Below are 22,342 nucleotides of genomic sequence, written 5' to 3' on the forward strand. Positions count from 1 at the left end.
AGGCCGCGACGAGCTCGCTCCCGAGGCGATCGTGGCCACAGCGCGCCCGTGCTCGCAGCGAGGGGTGCGAGCTCCTCCGCGCGCACACACGTGCTCGAGTGTGGGGGGGCCGACGTGGGCCGTCCCGGCCGACGCCGCGCGCGGCGGAGCGCGAAGCGCCGGCGCACGCCCGGAGAGGCGAGCGGTCCGTCATGGAGGCTCCAGAGGTCGACGGCCCGGCCAGCTCAGGGGCGCGGCGCGCCGATCGGGCGCGGCACGCCGATCGAGACGGGGTGAACGGTCAGCGTCACGAACCTCGTGCGGCGCTCGTGGCTCGAGAACGCGCTCGCGGCGACCGGGATCCCGTGCCGGAGCGCCACGGCCACGTGCGGACCCGGATCGACCCGGATCGCCCGCGACGGCTGCGCCACCTCGCCGTCGAGCAGCAGCGTCACGCCCTCGGTCGCGCCGGCGAGGTTCAGCACGATCCGGGGCATGCGCCCCTCGAGGTCCTGGAGGCGCGCGTCGATCTCGGCGAGCACCGCCGGCGCCGCGGCCCGCGCCGTCGCGCGCGCATCCTGGTACGTCCGCTCGGCCGTCCGCAGCCGGCCGAGCCGCTCGTGGCAGAGACCGATGTGGAACGCCACGTTCGCCGTCGGCCGCTGGCGAGCGATCGCCTCGAACCGATCGAGCGCGTCGGCCCAGCGTCCGGCGACCTCAAGGGTCAGCCCCTGCGCGAACTGGAGCCGCAGCGCGCGCGTCGCGCCGTCGTCCTGCGCATGTCCCCAGGACGGCGAGAGCAGCGCGCAGCTGGCGAGCGCGAGCGCGAGCGCAGCGGCGCGCCGGCGAGCGCGCCTGCGCAGGGCGGAGATCGGTGCGGCGCTGCTCATCAGAACCCGGGGCTCGTGATGCGGGATCTCGAAGGACCGCGCGGCGCCGGCGCGCGCGGGGGCTTGTCCTCCGGGGCCGCGGTGATCTCGGGCCTGCCTGGGTCCGCCGAGGCGAGCTCGGGCGAGCCCGGCGCGCCGTCGCGGCTCGCCGACTTGCCGGCCGGCGCGTGCGGTGCGTGCGGTGCGTGCGGTGCGTGCGGTGCGTGCGGTGCGTGCGGTGCGTCGAAGCCCGCCGGCTCGGGCGCGCCCGCGCCGCGCCGCCACGCGGCGCCGCTGTCGGCGAAGGCCGCCGCCAGCACGGGGCGGAGGCTCTCGCGCGCCGCGTCCCCGGCCTCGGCGTCCGTCGGCTCCCGCAGCGCGCCCGAGCCGAGCGCCGCCGCGAGCACCGCCGCGCCCGCGAGCTGGAGCGCCGTGATCGCCCGCACGCGCCGCCGCGCCGCCGGCGGCGGCCCGGCGCCCTGCATGCGCCCGAGCGTCGTGGCCTCGCGCCACCGAGGCGCCCGCGACCCCGCGGTCCAGAGCCGCCCGAGGGCGCGGAGGGCGAGCCGCGGGGGCGCGGCGAGCGCGCCGCGGGGGCGCGTCGTCGCGAGCGATCGCGGGCCCGTGGCAGCCGGCGAGAGGATCACGATCGGCGCGGGCGCGCTCGCGCCGAGATCGCCGAGCGCGGCCTGGAGATCCGCGCGCAGCGAGGCCGCGTCCGGGTAGCGCCGCGCCGGTTCCTTCTCGAGGCAGCGGCCGACGATCTTCCGGAGGCGCTGCGGGATCGAGGACGGGAGCGGCGCGGGCTCGGTCTCGAGGATGCGCCGGAGGATCGCGTGGTGGTTGCCCCCGCTGAACGGCTGCGCGCCGCTGAGCGCCTCGTAGAGCATCACGCCGACCGCCCAGAGGTCGGCGCGCGCGTCGATGGTGCGCTTGCCCAGGGCCTGCTCGGGGCTCATGTACGAGGGCGTCCCGAGCAGCTGTCCGTCGATGGTGATCGCGTCGCCCGCGTCGGTGAGCTGGCTGATGCCGAAGTCGACGATCTTCGGCACGATCCCCTCGCCGGGGACCATGGCCATCACGATGTTCTCGGGCTTGATGTCGCGGTGCACGACGCCCTCGGCGTGGGCGGCGGAGAGCCCGCTGCAGACTTCGATGAGGACGGGCACGACCTCCTCGGGCGGCAGCGGCCGGTTCGGGAGGAGGCGATCCGCGAACGGCGCGCCCCGCAGGAGCTCCAGGGCCAGGAAGAGGTAGCCCTCTTCCGGGAGCTCGCCGGCGTCGACCACGCCGACGATGTTCCGGTGCTGGAACTTGCCGATGATCTTCGCTTCGCGGATGAACCGCCCGACGACCTGCTCGTCCCGGTGCGCCGGGGACAGCTTGAGCGCGACGTCCCGGCCGATGAGCTCGTGGCGCGCCCACCAGACGCTCGCCATCCCGCCCGAGCCGATCGGCCGAATCAGTCGGAAGCGACCTCCTGCGACGTCCCCGGCATGCAGCATGTGCCCCCTTCGCCCATCGCGCGTGAGAAGCCTTCACGCCGATCGAGCCACGAGAGCCGAAAAGCACGAGCAAGGCCACGGGCTCGGCGATCCGCCGTCGCCGTCGAACGGAGCCGCTGGGTCGATCCGCTCGTCAGGGGCGATAGCGCTCGAGGACGTCGTTCGAGAGCTTCACGCCGAGCTCCCGGTAGCCGCGGAAGGTCAGGTGGACGCCGTCGCGCGACGCGCGCGGCGGGCGCTCGCGGTACCAGGTCTCGATGGAGCCCCGCCCGCCCATCGCCTCGTACGTGTCCCAGAACGCGCAGCCGCCCTCCCGGGCGGCGTCGCGCAGCACGTCTCGGACGACGGGCGTGCGCTCCGCCGTGTCCTTCCGGTCCGTGGGCGCGAGGACCAGGCAGTCGGCGTCGGGCTCGACCCTGCGGGTGCGGGCGAGCAGCTCGGCCAGCTGCTTCGCGTAGAGCGACGGATCCGTGGTGATGTCGCCCGCCTCGTTCGTGCCGTACTCCAGCACGACGAGCTCGGGCGAGCGCCGCGCGAGCTCGGCAGCCCAGGCGAGCTCGTTCCACCGCAGCGCCGTCGCCAGCCGGGCGCCGTTGATGCCGAGCGTGTCGAGCACCACCCCGGGCTGGACCTCCGGATCGGTCTCGACGACGAGCCCGCAGAGCTCGGGCGCACCCGACGGCACGACGCCGAGCTTCGTCGCGCCCACGCTCGCGAGCTTCGCGTGCGCGAGCGCGCCGGGGGCGTCGCCCGCGGCCGCGCGGAGGACCTCGCTCGGGCCGCCCTCGATCGTCACCGCGAGCTCGTCGGTCGGCGCGCTCGATCGGAAGCACACGTCCCAGAGCAGCCGCGTGGAAGGCCCCGCCCCGGTGACCGTGATCTCCGCGCGCGCCGGGCCCTTGTGCGCGCTGAAGAGGATCCCCCCGAGCCCGAAGACGCCGTCGTCGATCGGCGTGGAGCCGCCCGGCGTCTTCGGGCGGGTCCGCCACTTGCCGTCGGCCGTGAGCCGCGCGCCGTCGTGGCGGTAGGCGGCATAGCCGAGGTGCACGAAGCCGACGCCGCCGTCGCCGAAGCGCCGCTGGAGCGCCGAGCGGACCGCGCCGCTCCAGAAGTCCGCCGCGGCGTGCGAGTCGCCGAGCCAGGCGATGCGCACGTGATCCTTGCGGCGCCGCTGCTCGAGGGCGCGGAGCGCCGCGAAGAAGTGCGCGTAGGGCCCGTCCTCCGGGCGCAGCAGCGCGAGCTCCGGCGGGGGCTCAGGGAGGCGCGGCGCGGCCGCGCGCTCGCCGCCGGGCGCGGCGACCTCCGCCGGGCGCGACGGGGGCGCCCCGGCCGGCGCGGGCGGCGCGGCCCCCACCTCGGGCGACGGGGGCGCGACGTGCTCGCGCGTCGAGCTGCAGCCGAGCGCCGCGGCCGCGAGCAGCGCCGCGACGAGGCGCCGAGGTGGCGCGGAGAGGCTGCGCTCCGTGGCCTCCGCGCGAGCCGCGGAGCGGGCTGCGCCGCTCACGAGAGCGGGTCCTCGATGTCGAGCTCGGCGTCCGCGGTGGCCTCGAGCTCCTGGCGCACGCGCCGCTCGCGGACCCGCTCCTGCACGGCGCCGACGAGCACGTCGACGTACGACTCGAAGGGGGGGCAGGCGAGCCCGGCGCCGCTCAGCACGAGGTCCGCGTTCCGGGCGTCGTAGCGCACGGGGGTCATCAGCTGCTCGACGAACGCGCGCGGGCTGCGGAGGAAGCGCTCGATCCCGGGCGTGCGGAGCAGCGCCTTGGCGAGGTTCGACGGGATGTGACCGCGCGCGGCGCGGCGGCCGCTCGCCCGCGCGATGAGGTCGAAGACCCGCCGCGCCGACAGCGGGTGCGGGTCGGCGATGTGGAACGTGCGGCGCGGCGCGAGCCGGTGCAGGCCGATCGCGTGCGTCGCGCGGACCACGAAGTCGATGGGGACGATGTTGAGCGGCACGTCGCCGCGGCCGGGCATCGGGATCGCCATGTCGGCCGGCGCCGCCATGATGAGCAGCACGAGGAGGTACAGGCCGTCGAGCCGGTCGATCTCCCCGGTCACCGAGTCGCCCACCACCGTGGTCGGCCGGACGACCGCCACCGGTACCTGGCGCATCGCCCGCCGCACGAGCACCTCGGCGCGCATCCGCGTCTCCTCCACAGGGTTGCGGAACGCCTGACCCGCCTCGAGATCTTCCTCGTACACCGTCCCTGTACGATCTCCGGCCACGAACGCGGTCGATTGATGCACGAGGCACTGGAGCGAGGCGCAGGCGCGGGCGAGCTCGAGCACCTCGGCGGTCCCGACGACGTTCAGGGCGTGGGCGGCGCTCCGGTCGGCGCCGGCTTTGCTCACGTACGCGAGGTGATGGATCCGGTCGACCTCGCGGGCGAGCTGCCGGAACTCGGCGCCGGACAGGCCGAGATCCATCGCCGCGACGTCCCCCTCGAGCAGCACGACGCGCTCGCGGTCCGCCGCCGGGAGCGCGTCGCGCTCCGCGGTCGCCTGCGCCGACGAGTTCGCGAGCACCACGGCATACACGAGCGTGCGCGGCTCCGAAGCGAGGATGTGCTGCAGCATCCTCCGCGCGATGAACGAGGGGAAGCCGGTGATGAGCACCACGCTGTCGTGGCCGGGGCGAGGCATCGATCGAAGCTTACCGCAGCAGTGTGCCTGCTCCGCAGCTTTCCGTTGACGCCGCCTCGGACGAGCGCGGGGCGATGGGGGCATATGCGGCAGCGCGCGCCGCGCTCCGGCGGAGGACGCGCGGCGCGGCCGAGGCCGATGGCTGCCCCTATCCGCGACCGCGGCCTCACGTATAATCGCCCGGTTGATGCGCCCGGGAGTCACGGTCGCGGACCGGTTCAGGATCGAGGGCCTGGCGGGATCGGGCGGGATGGGCTCGGTGTACCGGGCCACCGACCTGACCGACAACAGCCCGGTCGCGCTGAAGATCCTGCACCGCGGGGCCGAGCACCAGGAGAGGCGGCTCGAGCGCGAGGCGCAGCTCCTCTCCGGGCTGCGTCACCCGGGGATCGTCCGCTACGTCGCGCACGGGGTCACCGCGGATCAGCAGCGGTACCTCGCGCTCGAGTGGCTCGACGGCGAGGACCTCGCCGCGCACGTGGCGCGCGCGCGGCTCGGCGTGGACGGCGCGGTGACGCTGCTGCAGCGCCTCGCGGGCGCGCTCGGCGCGGCGCACGAGCGGGGCATCGTCCACCGCGACGTCACGCCCGGGAACATCTTCCTGCCGGGCGGCGCGCTGGGGGGCGCCAAGATCGTCGATTTCGGGATCGCTCGCGCCGGCGCGGACGCCGGGGCTCCCGTGGGCCTGCCCGCGCGCGGGCACGACGCCGGCGTCCTCCGGGAGGGTGAGGTCGCGCGCGACGGGGTGACGCTCGGGACGCCGGGGTACATGGCGCCCGAGCAGGCGCGCGGCGACGCGCACGTCGACGCCCGCGCCGACGTGTTCTCGCTCGGGTGCGTGATCTGGAACTGCCTCACCGGCCGGCCTCCTTTCGCCGGTGATCAGGTGATGGCGATCCTCGCGAAGGCCGCGCTCGTGGGCCCGCGCCGGCTCTCGGAGCTGCGACCCGACGTGCCCGCTGCGCTCGACGATCTGGTCGCGTGGATGCTCGAGAAGGATCCGGACGGCCGGCCGCGGGACGGGAACGAGGTCCTCGCGAGCGCGGCGCAGCTCCGCGTCGCCCGGGAGCAGGCCAGGGACACCGGCGAGCGCGGGACGCCGAGCACGCGGCCCGCCCGGGCGCTGGCCGAGAGCGCCGCGGGCGAGCCGCGGCTCATCAGCGTGGTGCTCATCCACGGCGCGCTCCCGGGCGACGCCGCGGCGGCGGCGCCCGCCGCGGGCGCCGGGCCCGGCGCGCCGGGCGCCGCGCTGCCGCCGGCGCACCCCCAGGAGCCCGCGCCGAGGGCCGCGATGGAGGCGGGGGTCCGGGCCGCGGTCGCGCCCTTTGGCGGGCGCGTCGACCGGCTCGCTGCCAGGTGGCTCCTCGTCACGATCGCCGGCGGCGGCGAGGCCAACCTGCAGGAGCCGCCGCGCCCCGCCGGAGCGCAGGCGAGGACGCCGACGGACCAGGCCGCCCACGCGGCGCGCTGCGCGCTCGCGCTGCGCTCGCTGCTGCCCGCGGACGTCTCCGTCGCGCTCGCGACCGGCCAGGACGTCGCCTCCGGCCGCTGGCCTGCGCGGCAGGTGATCGATCGTGCCGCGGCGCTGCTCGGCGCCCGGTTGCGTGCGGAGGGTGAGCGCCCCGCCGGCGCCGGGAGCGACGGCGCGCCGCCGCACGGCGGTGTCCTGATCGACGACGTGACGGCCGGCCTGCTCGCGCTCGGCCGTCACGAGATGGAGCGCCTCTTTCCCGAGCTCTGGGCCGCCGGCGCCCCCCTCGATCCTCCGCCCGGCGAGCGCGCTCCCCGTGCCCCGGGGCCGCTCGCCCGCGAGGTGATGGGGCAGGGCGCCGCCGCGGAGGCGCGCGCCGACGGCAGCGCGGCGGTGCGCGCGTTCTACCTCGAGGAGCTGATCCGGTCGGTCGCCCGCGGCGACGCCGAGGGCTCGCCCGAGACGGTGCTCGCGATGGCGCACGCCCGCCTCGACGACCTGCACCCGGCGGTGCGCCGCATCCTCCGCGCGGCGAGCCTCTTCGGCGAGGCGTTCTGGCGCGGCGGCGTGGCCGCCCTGCTCGGCGGGGCGCAGGGCGCGCCGGACCTGGACAGGTGGCTCCTCGAGCTCGTCGCGCGCGCGCTCGTCGAGCGGCGCCCCGCGTGCAGGTTCGCCGGCGAGGAGGAGTACGCGTTCCGGCACGCGCGCCTCCGCGAGGCCGCGTACGCGACGCTCACCCGGGGCGACCGGCTCCTCGGCCACCGGCTCGCGGGCGCGTGGCTCGAGCAGTCCGGGGAGCTCGACCCGATCGTGCTCGCGGAGCACTTCGACCACGGTGGAGAGCACGGCCGGGCGATGCAGTGGTTCCTGCGCGGCGCCGAGCGCGCGCTCGATCGCGGCGATCTCGCCGCGGCGATCGCGCACGCGGAGCGGGGCGCGCGGCACGGAGACCTCTGCGATCGGCTCGCGGACGAGGACCTCGCGGGGGAGCGCGGCGCCTCGGCCGGCCCGCGCGGCCTGCGCGAGGGCGAGACGCTGAGCGCGCTGCGCCTGGTCCAGGCGGAGGCGCACCGCTGGCGCGGCGAGCTCGAGCAGGCCCAGCGCTGCGCCGCCCAGGCGGCGCGGCGCCTGCCTCGCGGCACGCCGCCCTGGTTCCGCGCCGCCGATGAGCTGATGAGCGCGAGCGGCCGGAGGGGCGACTCCATGCTCACGACCGCCTGGGCGAAGGAGGTCGCCGCGTGCGGTGATGCCGGGGCCACGGCGGGCGGTCCAGGCGACGCGGGCGCGCCCCGGAGCGAGCCGTCCGGGGCCCGGGCCGCGGCCGACCTCCGCTCGGCGCGCGTCATCGCCCTGTGCTCGGCGGCGCGCCAGCTCTTCCCTGCAGGGCGCTACGCCGAGGCGGACGCGCTGATCGCGCGGGTGCGCGCCCTCGCGGGGGATCTCGCGTCCCTCGCGCCGCGCGCCGCCGCCGAGGTGCACCGGCTGCGCGGCGCGCAGGCGCGGCACCTCGGCGATCCCGCGGGCGACATGGCGGGCTACGCGGCCGCGGTCGACGCGTTCGAGCGGGCCGGCGACGTCCGCGACGCGTGCAACGCCCGCGTCAGCCTCGGCTGCGCGCTCCTCGAGCTCGGCGATGTCGAGCGGGCCGGCGAGGAGCTCACCGCCGCGCTCGCGGCCGCCGAGCGCATGGGGTTGCGCACCGTCGCCACGCGCGCCCGGCAGAACCTCGGCCGTGTGCTCGCGGCCAGCGGTCGGCTCGACGACGCGCTCGCGCTCTCGCGGCAGGTCATCCTGGAGGCCCGCGCGCAGGGCAACCTGCGCCTCGAGGGCGGCACCCGCATTTACGCCGCCCTCATCGCCCACGCCGCCGGGGACTTCGCCGCGGCGGAGTCCGACGCCCGCGACGCCGCGGAGCTCCTCCAGGTGGTGCCGCCCTCCCGCGCCGGGGCGCTCGCCGCGCTCGCGCGCGCCCTGTCCGCCCAGGGGCGCGCCGACGACGCGCTCTCGGCGGCGCGCGAGGCCGAAGGCCTCCTCGCGCGCCACGGCGGCCTCGAGGCGTTCGAGTCGCTGGTCCTCGTCGCCGCCGTCGAGGCGGCGCGCGCCGCGGGGGACCTCGAGGGCGCCCGCGCCGCCGCTGCCCGGGGCCGCGACAGGCTCCTCGTCCGGGCCGCGTCGATCCCGGAGCCCGCCCTGCGCGAGAGCTTCCTGCACCGCGTCCGCGAGAACGCGATGCTGCTCTCGCTCGCGCGCATCTGCCTCGGGGAGTCCGCCGTGGTCGTCGCCGCTCGCCGCTCCCCGAGGTCCTGACGCGCCGCTGCGCCGCGGCGCGGCGGCGCCTCGGGGACCCAGGCGCGCGGCGGCTCTGCAGGTTCGTGGTCGACCGCGGCAGGAAGGCGCTACCGTGCGGTCGTGATCGTACGACCGACCTCCGCCGTGCACCGCCGCGCCGCCGCGCTCCTGGCCCTCGTCCTCGGCCTGAGCGCGGGCGCCCTCGGCTGCAAATCGCCGGGCGGGCCGGCCGACGCCGGCGTCGAGGGCCTGAGCCCCGTGCCCGCGCCGGCGGGGCTCATCGCCGAGGCGTTCCTCCCGACGCCCGACGCCACGTGGGCGAAGGTGCGCGCCCTCCTCGGCGGCCCGGCGGCGCTCCTCCCGGGCAGCGCCGGCGCCCTCGCCGCGTCGCTGCTCGGCTTGCCCATCGCCGTCGCGTCCGAGATCGACGGCAATGTGCCGGTGCTCGGCGTGGCCGTGGAGGCTCCCGACCGGCCGCGCCCCCGGGCCGCGCTCGGCATCCACGTGAAGGACGGCGGGCGTCTGATCGACCAGCTCACGCGGGGCGAGGGCGCGCGCTTCCGCGCGAAGCCCGACGCGGCGACCTCGATCGCGCTGCTCGAGCCGCTGCAGGGCGCGAGCCCGGTGGCCCTCGGCGTCCTCGGCAACTACCTGCTCGTCGCGGAGAGCCCGGGCGACCTGACCACCCTGGGCCCGTACGTCGCGCGGACGATGCCGCAGGCGCAGGTGCCGAAGGAGGATCTCGCGATCGAGCTCCCGCGGCCCGCGATCGAGGGCCCGGTGCTCAGGGCGGCGCGGAGCGCCTGGGACAAGGCGCGCGGGCCGGACGGCGCGCCGACCGCCACCGCGGTCCCGCTCGCCCCGATGATCGAGGGCGGGCTCGCGGTGCTCGGCGATCTCGAGCGGGCGCGCCTCACGCTGGTGCTGGACGAGAGCGCGCACCTGCGCGCCTCCGGAACGCCGAAGGCCGGGGGCGGCCCGGCGTCGAAGGCGTCGACCGATCTCGCGGTCGGCGACGTGACGCCGCTGCTCGATCTGCCCGCCGACGCGCTCGCCGGGATCCTGGTCCGCGACCGGGCCGCGTCGCGCGCCGAGAACGTCCCCAAGCTCGTCGACGCCCTCGCGGGGCTCATCGAGGGCGGCCTCCCGCCCGCCGAGCGGGAGCGGCTCGGCGCCGCGATCCGCGCGGCGTCCGACGCGCGCGGCGACTGGTTCGCCGGCGGGCTCCGCTTCAACGGTGGAGGCCCCACGGCGTTCGTGCGCGCCGCCGTGGGCGACCGGGCCAAGCTCGAGGCCGCGATCCAGGACCTCCTCGGCGCCGCGGAGCTCCCGCCGATCAAGGCCGCGCTGCAGCGGGAGGGGATCCGGGCCTCCACGGGCAAGGCCGAGCTCCCGCAGCTCGAAGGCGAGGTGCGGCGCGTGCGCTTCGAGCAGACCGCCGCGGCGAGCCAGCCCGGCGGCGCGGGCGCGTCGCCGGCGCGGCCGGCGCGGAAGGGAGCGCCGGGCGCGGCGCTGCCGCCGGCCACGATCGAGCTGCTCTACCTGATCCGCGACGACGGCCTCTTCGCGTCGGTCGGCAACGATCCTGGCGCGGGGCTCCGCAGCGCCGTCGCCGCGGCCCAGGGGGAGAGCCTCGGCGACGTGCCGGCCATGAAGGCCGCGCTGGCCCCGCTCGGCGCGGACATCGCGTTCGCGCTGGTGGTCGAGCCGCTGCGGCTCGTCGCGAGCCGCCTCGGCCAGCCGGGCGCGGGCGATCCGGCGCCCGTGGTGGTCGCCGCCGGCGCCGCGCCGGCCGCCGCCGGCGCCCCCGCCGCGATCTGGGCGCGCGCCGACATCGCCGCCGCGGCGATCCGGGAGCTCGCTCGCCTCGGAGGCGCCTTTTGACGAGCGTGGCGCGCGCGGGCGCGCCCGTCGTCCGCGGGCTCGGTGCGTTGCTGCTCGCGCTCGCCGCGGGGTGCGCTGCGAAGGGGGGCCCGGACTGGGCCGAGGACGGCTCGAGCGCGCCGCGGATCGCGCGCGGGGGCGCCGGCTGGCTCCATGCGCAACCGCCGGACAGAGGCGATCGCGACCCGACGGCCGGCGCCGCCTACGGTCCCGGGGGCCGCGCCCCCGGCGGACCCGACGAGGCGCCCGACGCGGCGCAGACCGATCTGGGCGGCGCCGCGGGCGCGGCCTCTGCGCAGGACGAGCCCGCGATCCTCGTGCGCGAGCACGGCAGGCCCGCCCGCGTGGTGCCGGCGCCACCCGCGGCGCCGGGGCTCGCGCCCGGGCTGTTCCGGAACACCTACTACGACTTCCCGAGCGAGGGCGGAGGGCCGAAGGACGCGGCCCTCTACGACGCTGCCTGCGCGCCGCTCGCGAGCGTCCCGCGCGCGTTCCACGACCAGGTCTGCGTCCAGGGCAGCGGCCGGCTCGCTTCGGGTGACACGGTGAGCTTCGCGCGACGGGGCTGCGCGTGCGCGGATGTCTGCCCGCGCACCGGCCAGCAGATCTGCTTCGAGCGGCTCGATCCGCGGCGGTTCCCGTATGGCCGCGGCGCGACCGGGCGCGCCATCACGCCGCTGCGCACGGTCGCGGTCGACTCGAGCGTCATTCCGCTCGGCACGTCCCTCTTCGTGCCCGAGCTCGCCGGGCTGCCGCTCCCGGGTGGGGGCCGACACGACGGCTGCTTCGTCGCCGAGGATCGCGGCATCAAGGTCGTCGGAAGGCAGATCGACGTCTTCACCGGGGATCCTGCGGTCACCGCGCGCCTCAACGCGCTCTTTCCGTCGAACCGCGGCGTGCGCCTCGTGCTCGACGACGCGCGCTGTCGCGCGCTCAGGGGCCCTGCCGGGCCGTCCTAGCGCCGCGCATCAACGGTCCCGCCGGGGGGATCTTCGCTGGTATATACTCGCCGCATGGCCATGTGCCCGTCTTGCAAGACCCGATACAGCGGGGGGGCACGGCTGTGCCGCAACTGCGGCCGGCCGGTCCCGCCAGCGGAGCTCGCGGAGGCGGAGTTCGCAGAGGCAGAGTTCGCAGAGGCGGATTTCGGGCCCGGCGATCCGATGCCGAACGTCGCCGCGAATGCGCTGCGCATCTGCCCGCAGTGCGGGCGCGTCGTGCCGACGCGCCAGAAGGCATGCCGCGTGTGCGGCGACGACCCGCCCGAACCTGTTGAGGTGGTGCGGCGCGCCGACGATGCGTACTGGGGCCATGTCGCCTTCGAGTGGGCGTGCGCGGGCTGCTCCCGGCGCGTGCCGCTCGCCTCGCTCGCGGACGACGGCCGCGCGGTGTGCCCGACGTGTAGCCACACGCAGGAGCTCCCCGCCCTGCTCTGGCGCACCGCGCTCCGGCACGCGCATGCGGTCGCCGACATGGCTGGCCCCGACCCCGAGGGCGGCGCGGCCGGCCGGCCGCCGATCGCAACCCTCAACCCTTTCAAAGAGGTCGGCATCGAGCGCGCCGACGCCCCCGGCGAGCGGCTCCGGCCCACCGACGACACGCCTGCCAACCTCGTCGCCGGCCCCGGCCACCCGATCTGCGCGTGCGGAGCTCTCGTCGAACCCCAGTGGCGCGGCGGCCGCTGCGCGTGCACGTGCGGTCTGAGCCATTCGGGCGAGGTGCCCGCGCTCGTCCGGCGCGCGATGCCGCGCGGCGTGGTCGCGCTCGTCTTTGACCGGCCACGCGCGGCCCGTGGCGCCGCCGTGATCGCGCTCGAGTGCCCCCGCTGCCATGCGCCGCTCGACGCGCCCGAAGGGGTGCGCCGGGTGACGTGCAAGTACTGCGGCGGGTCGGCTGCGATCGTCGATCCCGCGGTGCCCCCGCCCTCGCGGTCCCCTGTGCCGCGGCTATGGGTCCTGTTCCGGGGCCCGTCCGGCGCGCGCACTGACCTCGAGGCGAGGGCCGGTGGATGAGGAGCGGCGCCGCGCCCACGTCACGGCGACAGCACGATCGTGTTCGTCACGCTGGGCACGATCTTGGCGCCGAACGCGTCCGTGCTGTTCTGCATCGATAGGCTCGTGAGCCGGGTGATTGGCGCGCAGCCGACGATGACGGTGAACGCTCCGGTCAGGTTCCGCTGCGGTGCCATCACCGTCCCCGAGGCCACGCCCAGCGCGACGCCGGCGTTGTCACCGTTGGTCATCGGCGCGATCGTCGTCATGTTGTGAGCGGGCGCGCAGGTGATGAGCACGTTTGGCACGAAGGCGACGTTCGTCGGCTCGAGCGCGATGTTGGGATAGGGTATGGGCACCGGTCCCGCGGGGGTCGGGGTCAAGCACACGTCGGGAAACGCGAAATTCATCCCACCAGCCTGCGTCTTTGCGAGCATCGCGTCCTCCATCCATTCCATCGAACCGTTCAACCAATCTTGACCTGCTCGCCATCGAGCTTCGCGAGCACTCGCGCGGAGACGATGGTGTTCTCGCCGCGTATCGCGGCGAGGTTCTCGGCGCGCAGGTCGTAGTTGCCCACGCGCGCCTGCTCGAGGTCGGTCACGAAGCGGAACGCCTGCTTCGCCCGCTGGAGCACGCGCGAGGCCCGCGACTCGACGCGCTCGGCGAACAACGTCGCCTTCTCCGCGAAGCTCGCCTCGACGGAGCGGCCCATGACCTTCAACTCCTCGATCACGATGCTCGCGGACCTCGCGCGCATGCGGAGCGAGGCGCCGCCGATGGCGATCTCCCCGTCGGCTTGCAGCTCGAGGGAGCCGCCTACGACCACGCGGGTCGGCCCGGCGCCGGCGCTCTCGAGCACGGCCAGCACGTACACGGCGTCGGCGGAGACCGAGCACAGGACCCGGTCGCCCGGCGTGACGGAGACGAGGCAGCTCTTGGCCCGCCGCGCCGGACGGGGGCCGCCATCGAGCTGGACGGCGAGCTCGTCGCCGTCCAGCGCGGTGCCGTAGGCGAGCACCGGCGGGCCGGCTTCACCTCGGGACTCGGGCGTCGGGCGCGCCTCGAGGTCGACGAGCTGATCGAGCGAGGGTCGCTCCTCGTACGGGGCGACCTCGTGCAGTTCCTGTCTCTCGATGTTCGTTGCGTGCATGCCCTACCTCGGGATCAGCGGGCCGTCCGATCGGCCCCGTGGCGCGCCTTCCAGTCCTCGAGCGCGGCGACCTCGGCGTCGTCACCGAGCCAGTCGCCGCCCGGGATCACCGCGCCGTCGCGCGCCGCGCGGTGCAGCTTCGTGCGAAACATCGAAGCCCTGCTGAAGTCCGCGCCGTTCAACTGGCAATGGGAGAAGTCGGCGTAGCTGAGCGTCGCGCCGACGAAGCGCGCGCCCGGAAACGCCCCTTTCGCCAGGTAAGCCTCCGTCAGGTCGACGTCCGCGAAGTCCGCGCCGGGCAGGTTCGCGCGCTCGAAGATGGCGCTCCGGAGCTTCGCGCGCGTGAACTTGACCTTGGCGCCGCGCGCCTCGCCGAAGAGCGCTTGGGTCAGCACGGCCGCCGAGAAGTCGCAGCCCCCGACGTCGACGGCCGTGAAGTTGCACTGGGTCGCGTCGCACCCCGCGAAGCTCGATCCGGCCACGCTGCCGCGCATGAACTGCGTTCGAAAGAGCTTCGTGCCCGCGAAGGAGCGGGCTCCGAGGCTCGACTCGACGAACGTGGTGAGCGTGAGATTGGCGCCGTCGAGCAGCGCCGTCGCGAGGTCTAGCTTGTAGTAGGTCCCGCGGTCGAGGTTGGCACGCCGGAAGTCCGTCCGGTCAAGGCCGCACTCGAGCACGTTGGCGCGATCGAGGTTGGCTCCTTCGAACGAGCTGCCCGAAAGTGCGCAATTCGTCCAGGTGGCGAGCGGCGCCTCGCACCCCGCGAAGCTCGAGCCAGGCGCCGGCGACTCGACGAAGGTCGCGCAGATCAGCTTCGCGCGCGAGAAGCTGACGGCGTCGAGCTTGCTGCGGAAGACCGTCGTCATGTGCAGGTCACTGCCGGAGAAGTCGCACGCGGACAGGTCGCACTCGTTGAGGCTCGCCTCCTTGAGCTGCGCGCCGGCCATCCGCGCGGGAAAGCGCACGCGGTCGAAGACGCCGCCCGAGAGGTCGGCGCCCGAGAGGTCGAGCCCCGAGATGTCCCCCTGGACCACCGTGCCGTGGCGGATGATGTCGATGAGCTCGTTGCGGTTCACGGCGCGGGCCTCGTTCCCCCTCGGTCGAAGCGAGTGAACTTCACGACGGCGTCGGCGAAGCGCGTGTCGCGGTCGCCGATGGCGCGGCTGAAGTCCGCGCGTGTGAGCTGGGCGCCCGTGAAATCAGCGCCGGCCAGACTGGACTTCGACAGGATCGCCTCGGTCAGGTTCACGCCGCGCAGCGACGCGCCGTCGAGCCGTGCCCGGATCAAGAGCGCGCTGCTCAGGAGCGCCCGATCGAAGGTGGCCGCGCTCGCGTCGCACTCCGACAGATCGGCCATCACCATCTTGGCGGCGACGAACTTCGCGCCGCGCAGCGCGGTCGTCCGCAGGCAGCACTTCTCCATCACGGCGTCGGTGAAGTCGGCGCGCGGGAGCTCGCTCATATGACCGATCACCGCCTCGCTCATGCGGGCACGGACGAAGCGGGCGTCCTCCCCCTTGCAGGTGACGAAGCAGGCGCGCTGGAGGTCAGCGCCCGAGAAGTCCGTGCGATCGAGCTGGCACTCGATGAACGTCGTCTGCACGAGGTGCGCGGCCGCGACGCTCGAGCCCGTGAAATCGGCCCTGAGGAAGGTGCACTTGTCGAGCCGTGCTCCCGCGAGGTCCACGCCGATCCACCTCGTCTCAAGCACGTCGGCGCCCGTGAGCGTGGCGCGGGCGAAGCTCGCGCCCTCGACGCGCGCGCCCATGAGGACGGCTTGCGACAGATCGGCGCCCTCGAAGGAGGCCCTCTCGAGGTTCGCGGCGCCGAGATTGGCGCCGGCGAGTCGCGTGCCTTTGAGGCTCGCGCCGCGCAGGTCGGCCCTGGCGAGCACGGCGCCTTCGAAGTTGGCGCCCGAGAGGTCGGCGTCGCGCAGATCGGCGCCCTCGAGGAACGCCCGCGAGAAGTCCATGCCGGTGAGGTCCATCCCGCGAAAGTCGGCGCCGGTGAGGTCGCGGTCCGCGAGGGGTTCGCCTGCGTCCCGCGCCACCCGGAGCAACGCGCGCGCAAGCTCGACCGCCTCCTCCGTCATCGGTGGAGCCGCGGGCGCGAGGTGGGCTGTTTGCTGGTACCCCGCGCGAGTCAGCTCCTCGAGCCGGAGGAGCTCTTCGTGAAACGCGGGGCTCGCGAGCTTCGCCTCGAGCTCGACGTCCGGCTCGCCGGCCGTCCGCGCGATGCTCGCGAGCTCGGCTTGTTGTCGAAGGTGCGCCTCCGCGCGGAACGTCGGTGGACCGCCGGTGATCTCGCCTTGCTCCGTGGCCGGGTCGAAGCCGTCGGCGCCCATCGCCGCCCGCTGCTCCTCCTTCAGGTTCTCGAAGGCCTGCTTTGCCTTCACCTCCTCCTCGGCCACTTGCGCTTCGATCGTGAGGAGGTACTCCGCCATGGCGTCGAGGTCGTCCGTCGGCGGGAGCGCGACGGCCGGGAGCGGCTCGGCGAGACCGTACAGCGCAGGATCGATCCCCTGCGCCTCGAACTGGGCCACGCGCTCCTGGCGCCGGCGCTCGGCGCCACGCCGCTCGTTCTGCATCGCGATCTGCCCAGGCTTCAGCCACTGGCCTATCGCCCCGAGGTCCATGTTGGCGACCACGCCGGACGCGCGCGTGGGCATGAGGTCGCTGTCGCTCAGATCGTTCAGCGACCCCTTGTCCTTGTCGAGCCTGCGCACGAGGGCCTGCTGGTAGTGCTCGATGGGCCGCGGCGCGGAGGGCTCCTCGCATGCGACGACGAGGTGGACGATGTCGCGCGCGTCGTCGTCGGCGACGAGCCTCCAGCCGTGGAGGATCAGGGCGCCGATCCTGGCCGTGGGGAACAGCCAGACCGTGTCGCAGCGAAGGCCGATCTCGACGAAGCGCTCGCCGTCCGCCGTTCGATGGGTCACGAACGCCCGCGCCCCGAGGCCCGGCAGCGCTCCCTCGATCCGAGGGCTCGACGGGTTCATGTTCTCCACCAGGAAGCGCTCGTCGCCCCGCCAGAAGCCGGGGATCCACTGGTCCTCGGGCGCAGCGTTGTACACGGTGGGAGCGTGGTCGGAGGGCAGGCCCGGCGCGTATTTTTCGACGTAGTCGCGCCCGAAGGTCCCTGCCCGCGCGCGCCGCGGCGCGAAGCTCATGTCCATCGGCGCGAGGGAGTCCGGCTGGTCGCTGTTCGAGCCGAGGAGACCGCCGAACGGCTCGATGTTGGGCAGCGGTCGCACGCGTTTGCCGTCGCGTTCGATGTCCTCCGCGCCGATGCCGTAGGGGTTCCGCGGATACTCCTTGCCGCCGTAGGCGTGCGCCCAGTCGACGGGCATCTCCGCGAAGGGCTTCGGCTCCGTGGCGAAGCCGAGCTGCCGGTGGCGATCGCCCATCACCATGAGCTTCTTGTCGATCGCGCCCACCTTGGCCCGGACGTGCGACGCCGTCAGGGGCCGGCCGCCGGGGGTGCAGCAGCGTCCGGCGACGAGCAGCTCCCCGCGAGCCTTGGAGATCCCCTCGTCGAGCGCGGCGATCCCGAGATCGGGGGTGACCGCCGGCCAGAACGCGAACTCGTCGATGAGCGCCCGCGGGCGGTCCAGGGGGAAGCCGATGATCGCGGCGACGTGGAACTGGGGTCTCCGCAGGTGCTCGACCACTCGCGTCAGGATCGGGATCTTGAGCGGCTTGCAGACCTTCACCGGCGTAGTTACTCCTTCTTGAACGCGCCGTTCCAGATTCCGATCGCGTAGTCGGAGAGGCTGAACAGGGAAGTCTTCTTCGACATGGCGTACGCGCGCACGAACATCCCGCCCGTGATCTTCTTGCAGCCCTCGTTCTCGATCTTGATCCCGACGGTGTCGATCTTCAGGCCATAGGCGGACTGATAGACCGCGGCTTCGTCCAGCTTGAGGATGCCCGCGGCGCCCTTGTGGGTGTACCAGTCGAACCACTTGGTGCTCTTCACCTGCACGTCGGTGCCATTGACCGTCACCTTGGGCGCCGTGAGCTCGATGCTCGCCGAGCCCTGGAGGTTGACGTGGCCCCCGAGGCCCTTCACGTCGACGTTCCCGGCGGGGGCCTTGATCTCGATGCTCGCGCCCGTGCTGGTGACCGAGATGGCTTGTCCGACGGTCGCCGTCCACCCGTTGTCGATATTGGACACCCACGTCCCGTAGTGGTCGGTGTTCGTCGCCGTCACGTTGTGCTCCCATCCGCCGGTGACCGTCGACTTCCCTCCAGGCTCGATCGTCTGGGTCAGCCCGCCGTGGATCTCCTGCACCATGCCACCACCCATGACCTTGTCGCTCCGGCCGGAGGTGATCTCCGTATTCCGACGGGCATGGTACTTCTCGTTCGAGTCGGCGCCGATGTCGAGCGTGAACGTCGACAGGTAACCGTGCGATACGGCGCCGTACACGAACCAGTTCTGTGTTCCCCAGACGTTGACCCAGGAGTCTCCGCCGACGAAGAGGCCCGAGTTGCCGTCGGTGGTTTGCCAGAGGCTCACGCCGACGTCGCTCCCCGCGTTCGTGTCGCCGCTCGCTGCGGCTCCGGGGTTCGTGAAGTACCAGCTCGTCGGCTGGTCGCCTTCCCCCGTGAAGATCCTCGATTGATCGCCGGAGGGATGGCCGAGGTAGATGCCCGTCCTCTTGTTCGGGGACTGGATGAAGATGAACTCCTTGCCCTTCTCATCCTCCATCACGATCTGGTTGCTGCTGCCCGTGCGAATCACGTTCTGCGTGCGGTTGCGCTCCTTGACGACGCTCGGCTTGTGCGCGTTGGGCACGACGCCCGCGATGAACGGCCGGTCCGGGTCGCCGCCGAGGAAGCCGACCATCACCTCGGTGCCCTTGCGCAGGGGAAAGTGGAAACCCTCGTTCTCTCCGCCGTGCGGCTGGAGCATCCGGACGCGCGTCGACACCTGCGCGTCGGGGAGATCGCTCGTGTCGAACTCGAACCGGACGAGGTACCGGCCGTCGGCGTCGATCTGGGCATAAGGGCTGTCGGACGGGCCGCTGACGACCCCGTTCTCGAAGCCGTAGATCCGCGGCCACGGAGTGGACTGCGGCGCACGGTACTGTTCGCTCGCGGGCACGGCGAAGAGCTTCATCCTGTACGTCTCGGAGCCCTTGATGCCGGTCATGCGGACCACCTCGGGCGTCGCGCCCGCCTGGGAGCCCTCGTGCTCCACCTCCACGGCGAGCCAGCTCTCTTCGAGGTCGTCCGGTCCGTCGTCGATGGTGAAACGGTAGCCTGCCCGCGGCCCGAGAGCGCTGCCCGCCGCGCGGAGCGTGCGCTCGCGGCAGCCGATGGATTCGGCACGGACCGTCGCGATGTGCTTGGCGTCGCTCTCGCCGAACACGCGAGCGCCGTACTCCCGGATCGTCCCGATCCCGCGCTCGGTCACGTCGCTGTCGCTCTTCACGGAGGCCGACGGGTTCGCGTAGTTGTAGTCGGCGATGGTGACCGTCTTCGGGAGCCACCGCACGTCGGCCTCCATCGAATGCAGCCCGGGCGGCGCCGTGACGTCGTCGCCCAGGATCGGCGTGTACTTTACGTGGCCGCCGCCCGGGAAGTCGTCGTTGAGCTCGCGGTTGTCCACGATGACGAGGACCTCGCTCGGCTTGTCGTCGCTCTGCTCGAAATAATAGTAGAGGCCCTCGCGCTCGCACCACCGGTGGAAGAAGTCGAGTAGGGTCTCGCGGTACTGCGCGACGAACTCCTCCTTCGGGTACGTGTCGACGGCGGAGAACCGGAACTCGCTGGTGATCAGGCCGCCGGCCTTCAGCGTGTCGGTCAGGAGCTCGTCCACCGTCTTGTCGGTGAAGATGAAGCTCCGCCAGAAGTGACGAAGCATCCAGAGCTTGGGAACGAGCAGCGCCCGGTACAGGGCGCGCTCGGCTGTCTGGTGGAGCAGCCGTGTCTCCGCGATCACGCCGTGGAACACGATCGGGGCCGTGTCGTCGCCGCGGCGGATCGTGAGCTTGGCCCGCTCGCCGACCGCGGCATGGACGGCCGTGCCAACCGGGACGGTGAAGAACAGCTCGATCTCGTACGGCCGGGAGATCTCCTCCTTGCCGCGGAACCCGGCGAACGTGACGTTGTCGAGCTTCGAGCACGTGAGCGAGTAGAGCGCGGTGGGCATGTCTTGCCTCTTGCGACGCGGGGAGTGCGAACGGAGAGTCTCGGCCGGGCCTCGTTCCGTGTCAACCGCTCGCGCCGCGCCCGTACCCCGGCGGCACGCCAGCGAGATCGTGGGGCCGGCGGTCAGGGGGCTTGGCGGAAGTACCTCCGCGCGTTCTCCCGCATGCGCTCCCAGTGCTCGGCGAGCACCGGATCGGCCGAGAGCCGCGCGTGCCAGAAGCGGTCGAGCGCCGCCCGTTCGTCGGGGGTCCTCACCCCATATCGACTCTGGGTGCTCTGCGCATGGAGAGGATAGAGCTCGCAGGCCACCACCATCCCCGCATACTGCTCCAAAGTAAGCGGGGGGATGCTGGCGGCAGCGCCCGGGCCCGAGGACGGTGCTGCCCAGGCGGGCTGGGGCGGAGCGCGCCACGATGCGAGCTCGGGAGCCATCGAGGCGCGCTCCTCGCGCGGAGCTACGGCCGGCGATGGAGGGGGGCGGAACGGCAGCACCGAATCGTACCGAGGCGCCGAGGACGGCGGAGTGGGACGGTCCCACCCCGCCCTCGCCGCGAACGGGAGCGGGCTCGTCGTGGACGCGAAAGGCAGCGCGCCTGGCGCGGGCGGCAGACGCGTGGGCGGCAGCGTGGCGTCCGCCAGCGGGGGCGTCGGCGAGGCGAGCGGCGCTGGCATCCGTTGGGAGAGCATCGGCGCGACGTGCGGCGGCGGGCCCGCGGCCGCTTCTTCCGCCTCGGCCTTGCGCTTCAGCGCCGCCTCCTTCGCCTCGGCCAGGCGGCGCTCCAGGATCCGGTTCACCTCGGCGAGCGCCGCCCATGCGTCGGGGCCGCCCTCCTCCATGTCCGCGATGCCGCCGATCGCCAGCAAGAGGTCCCGGGCCGAGCGGAGCCCGGATTCCTCGACGGTGCGCCCGGGCATGTGCCGTTTCGCGAACGCGGGCAGATCCTCGTCCTCACAACGCGCGAGCTGAGCGAGACGCTGGGCGCCCCGGCGCCGCGCCGGGTCGGTGCGGCCGCCGAGGCTCGGGCGCATGGCCTCGTTGAGCTTCGCGAGGGCCTGGGCGAGGGACGACTCGTCGCTTATGGGGGCATCACACTTATCCACGAGGACCGCCGACCTATGAGTTTCGCCAGCCCTCCCGCGCGACGTCAAGGGGGGCGGGGGTTGCCGCCGGCGATCGTCGGGGTAGCGGCTCGGGGGTGGGCGGGCTCGAAGGGCTCTCCTCCGCGGTGGAGGTGCGCTCGCCGGACCGGTGTATCCTCCTGCCGCATGCGCCACGCGCATCACACGCTCGCCCCTTGCGATGACGCGTCCTTCGGCGAAATCCGGCCCTTGGCACGATGACCGCTCCGCACTTCGAAATCCTGGGCCCCGGTGCGCCCGGCCCCGTCGTGGTCGAGGTCCCCCACGCGGGCCTCGGGCTCGATCCGCTCACCGCGCGGGGCCTCGGCCTCCCGTCGATCGCGCTCGAGGCGGGCGCGCCCTGGGCCGACTCCGACGTGGGCGCCGCCGCCGTGTGCGAGGGGCTCGAGGCCAGAGGCGTGCGGCGCGTCGTCGCCACGGCGAGTCGTTATGTGATCGATCTCAACGTGGAGCCGCGCGTGCCGACTCCCTATGAAGACAAGCGCCCGCCGGGGCTCGGCGACGTGCGCCGCTTCTCGTGCGCCGGCGTCACGTGGTGGGAGCGCCGGCGATCGCGCGCCGAGGTCGACGAGCTCCTCGCAGAGGTCTTCGAGCCGTACCACGACGCCGTCGCCGCCGAGCTCGCGGCGTCGTGCGCGCGCCACGGTCGCGCCGCCCTCCTCGCGGTCCACACGTACCCCGACGGAGGTCTGAAGGACGCGGCGGACGTCGTGCTCGGGACCCGAAACGGCCGATGCGCGCGCCCGGCGGTGCGCGACGCCCTGGCGCGCGCGGCGCGGGACCATGGGCTGTCCGTCGGAATCGAGGCGCCGTTTCCGGGCGGCTACTCCGTCGTCCGCCACGCCGCGCCCGACATCGACGCGATCCAGATCGAGCTGGCCAGGGCGCTCGTGTGCGCGCCGGGCGATCGGCGCCGCCCGGTGCTCGACCCGGACCGCGTGGCGCGGATGGCGGAGGTGCTGCGCTCGCTGGTGGACGCGCTGGCCATGGAGCTGGCGCTCGGCGCCTCTTGACGCTCCTCCGTGCGCAGGACGTCGTGTTGGCAGGCGTCGCGATGGCACCGGACGAAGCTTCGTCGACCTGCGAGGCGCGCCATCGCGCGGCGCGGCGCTCGGCGACCGGCGCCGTGCGCGCGGACGCCATCGCCGCCCGCGCGGCGCTTCATCGCCTCCCTCGCCGGGCTCCTGGCGGGCGGAACGAGCTCCCGTACCGGCGATCGCCCTGCGCCCGCCGGGCGCCAGGAAACGGTAAGGCGCACTG

Annotated in this window: 15 protein-coding genes; 5 read left to right on the forward strand and 10 right to left on the reverse strand. The window is 74.2% G+C overall.

What is annotated here, in order from left to right; all coding sequences use genetic code 11:
• Positions 1-224: 224 nt before the first annotated feature.
• The 4 genes from WME75_RS05095 to WME75_RS05110 form a co-directional block, all read right to left on the reverse strand.
• Positions 225-869 (reverse strand): tetratricopeptide repeat protein, encoded by a 645-nt coding sequence (locus WME75_RS05095; RefSeq protein WP_437486978.1) that lies wholly within the window; start codon positions 867-869, stop codon positions 225-227.
• The gene (locus WME75_RS05100; protein WP_437486979.1) at positions 869-2,353 is read right to left on the reverse strand and encodes a protein kinase domain-containing protein; all 1,485 of its coding nucleotides are present in this window, start codon (positions 2,351-2,353) and stop codon (positions 869-871) included. The genes WME75_RS05095 and WME75_RS05100 overlap by 1 nt, the downstream gene beginning before the upstream one ends.
• A gap of 133 nt (positions 2,354-2,486) precedes the next feature.
• Complete coding sequence (locus WME75_RS05105) at positions 2,487-3,857, reverse strand: GDSL-type esterase/lipase family protein (RefSeq protein WP_437486980.1); 1,371 nt, start codon at positions 3,855-3,857, stop codon at positions 2,487-2,489.
• Positions 3,854-4,996 carry an SDR family oxidoreductase gene (locus WME75_RS05110; protein WP_437486981.1) on the reverse strand — a complete coding sequence of 381 codons (1,143 nt, stop codon included), beginning with the start codon at positions 4,994-4,996 and terminating at the stop codon, positions 3,854-3,856. The genes WME75_RS05105 and WME75_RS05110 overlap by 4 nt, the downstream gene beginning before the upstream one ends.
• Positions 4,997-5,183: 187 nt before the next feature.
• Here WME75_RS05110 and WME75_RS05115 point away from each other — a divergent pair, with 187 nt between their 5' ends.
• The 4 genes from WME75_RS05115 to WME75_RS05130 all read left to right on the forward strand — a co-directional run bounded on the left by WME75_RS05115 (position 5,184) and on the right by WME75_RS05130 (position 12,652).
• Positions 5,184-8,774: a protein kinase domain-containing protein gene (locus WME75_RS05115; RefSeq protein WP_437494746.1), complete on the forward strand. Its 3,591-nt coding sequence runs from the start codon at positions 5,184-5,186 to the stop codon at positions 8,772-8,774.
• 102 nt (positions 8,775-8,876) lie between these two features.
• Positions 8,877-10,640, forward strand: a complete 1,764-nt coding sequence (locus tag WME75_RS05120; protein ID WP_437486982.1) for a hypothetical protein — start codon at positions 8,877-8,879, stop codon at positions 10,638-10,640.
• 5 nt (positions 10,641-10,645) lie between these two features.
• Positions 10,646-11,599, forward strand: a complete 954-nt coding sequence (locus tag WME75_RS05125; protein ID WP_437494748.1) for a 3D domain-containing protein — start codon at positions 10,646-10,648, stop codon at positions 11,597-11,599.
• Between the two features lie 54 nt (positions 11,600-11,653).
• Positions 11,654-12,652, forward strand: a complete 999-nt coding sequence (locus WME75_RS05130) for a double zinc ribbon domain-containing protein (protein ID WP_437486983.1) — start codon at positions 11,654-11,656, stop codon at positions 12,650-12,652.
• Between the two features lie 20 nt (positions 12,653-12,672).
• Here WME75_RS05130 and WME75_RS05135 read toward each other — a convergent pair whose 3' ends face one another.
• From WME75_RS05135 to WME75_RS05160, 6 genes are all read right to left on the reverse strand, one after another.
• Positions 12,673-13,068 carry a DUF4150 domain-containing protein gene (locus WME75_RS05135; protein WP_437494749.1) on the reverse strand — a complete coding sequence of 132 codons (396 nt, stop codon included), beginning with the start codon at positions 13,066-13,068 and terminating at the stop codon, positions 12,673-12,675.
• Between the two features lie 29 nt (positions 13,069-13,097).
• Positions 13,098-13,784 (reverse strand): DUF3540 domain-containing protein, encoded by a 687-nt coding sequence (locus WME75_RS05140; RefSeq protein WP_437486984.1) that lies wholly within the window; start codon positions 13,782-13,784, stop codon positions 13,098-13,100.
• 14 nt (positions 13,785-13,798) lie between these two features.
• Positions 13,799-14,860, reverse strand: coding sequence for a pentapeptide repeat-containing protein (locus WME75_RS05145; RefSeq protein ID WP_437486985.1), 1,062 nt, complete (start codon positions 14,858-14,860; stop codon positions 13,799-13,801).
• Positions 14,857-17,496 (reverse strand): DUF2169 family type VI secretion system accessory protein, encoded by a 2,640-nt coding sequence (locus WME75_RS05150; RefSeq protein WP_437486986.1) that lies wholly within the window; start codon positions 17,494-17,496, stop codon positions 14,857-14,859. Before WME75_RS05150 ends, WME75_RS05145 begins: the two co-directional genes overlap by 4 nt.
• Before the next feature lie 8 nt (positions 17,497-17,504).
• Positions 17,505-19,943, reverse strand: coding sequence for a type VI secretion system Vgr family protein (locus tag WME75_RS05155; protein WP_437486987.1), 2,439 nt, complete (start codon positions 19,941-19,943; stop codon positions 17,505-17,507).
• 122 nt (positions 19,944-20,065) lie between these two features.
• Positions 20,066-21,043 carry a hypothetical protein gene (locus tag WME75_RS05160; RefSeq protein WP_437486988.1) on the reverse strand — a complete coding sequence of 326 codons (978 nt, stop codon included), beginning with the start codon at positions 21,041-21,043 and terminating at the stop codon, positions 20,066-20,068.
• Between the two features lie 236 nt (positions 21,044-21,279).
• Here WME75_RS05160 and WME75_RS05165 point away from each other — a divergent pair, with 236 nt between their 5' ends.
• A complete protein-coding gene (locus WME75_RS05165; RefSeq protein ID WP_437486989.1) occupies positions 21,280-22,095 on the forward strand; it encodes an N-formylglutamate amidohydrolase in 816 nt (271 codons plus the stop codon).
• The last annotated feature ends 247 nt before the right edge of the window (positions 22,096-22,342 follow it).

The organism is Sorangium sp. So ce1014 (assembly GCF_051521505.1).
Taxonomy (GTDB): Bacteria; Myxococcota_A; Polyangia; order Polyangiales; family Polyangiaceae; genus Sorangium.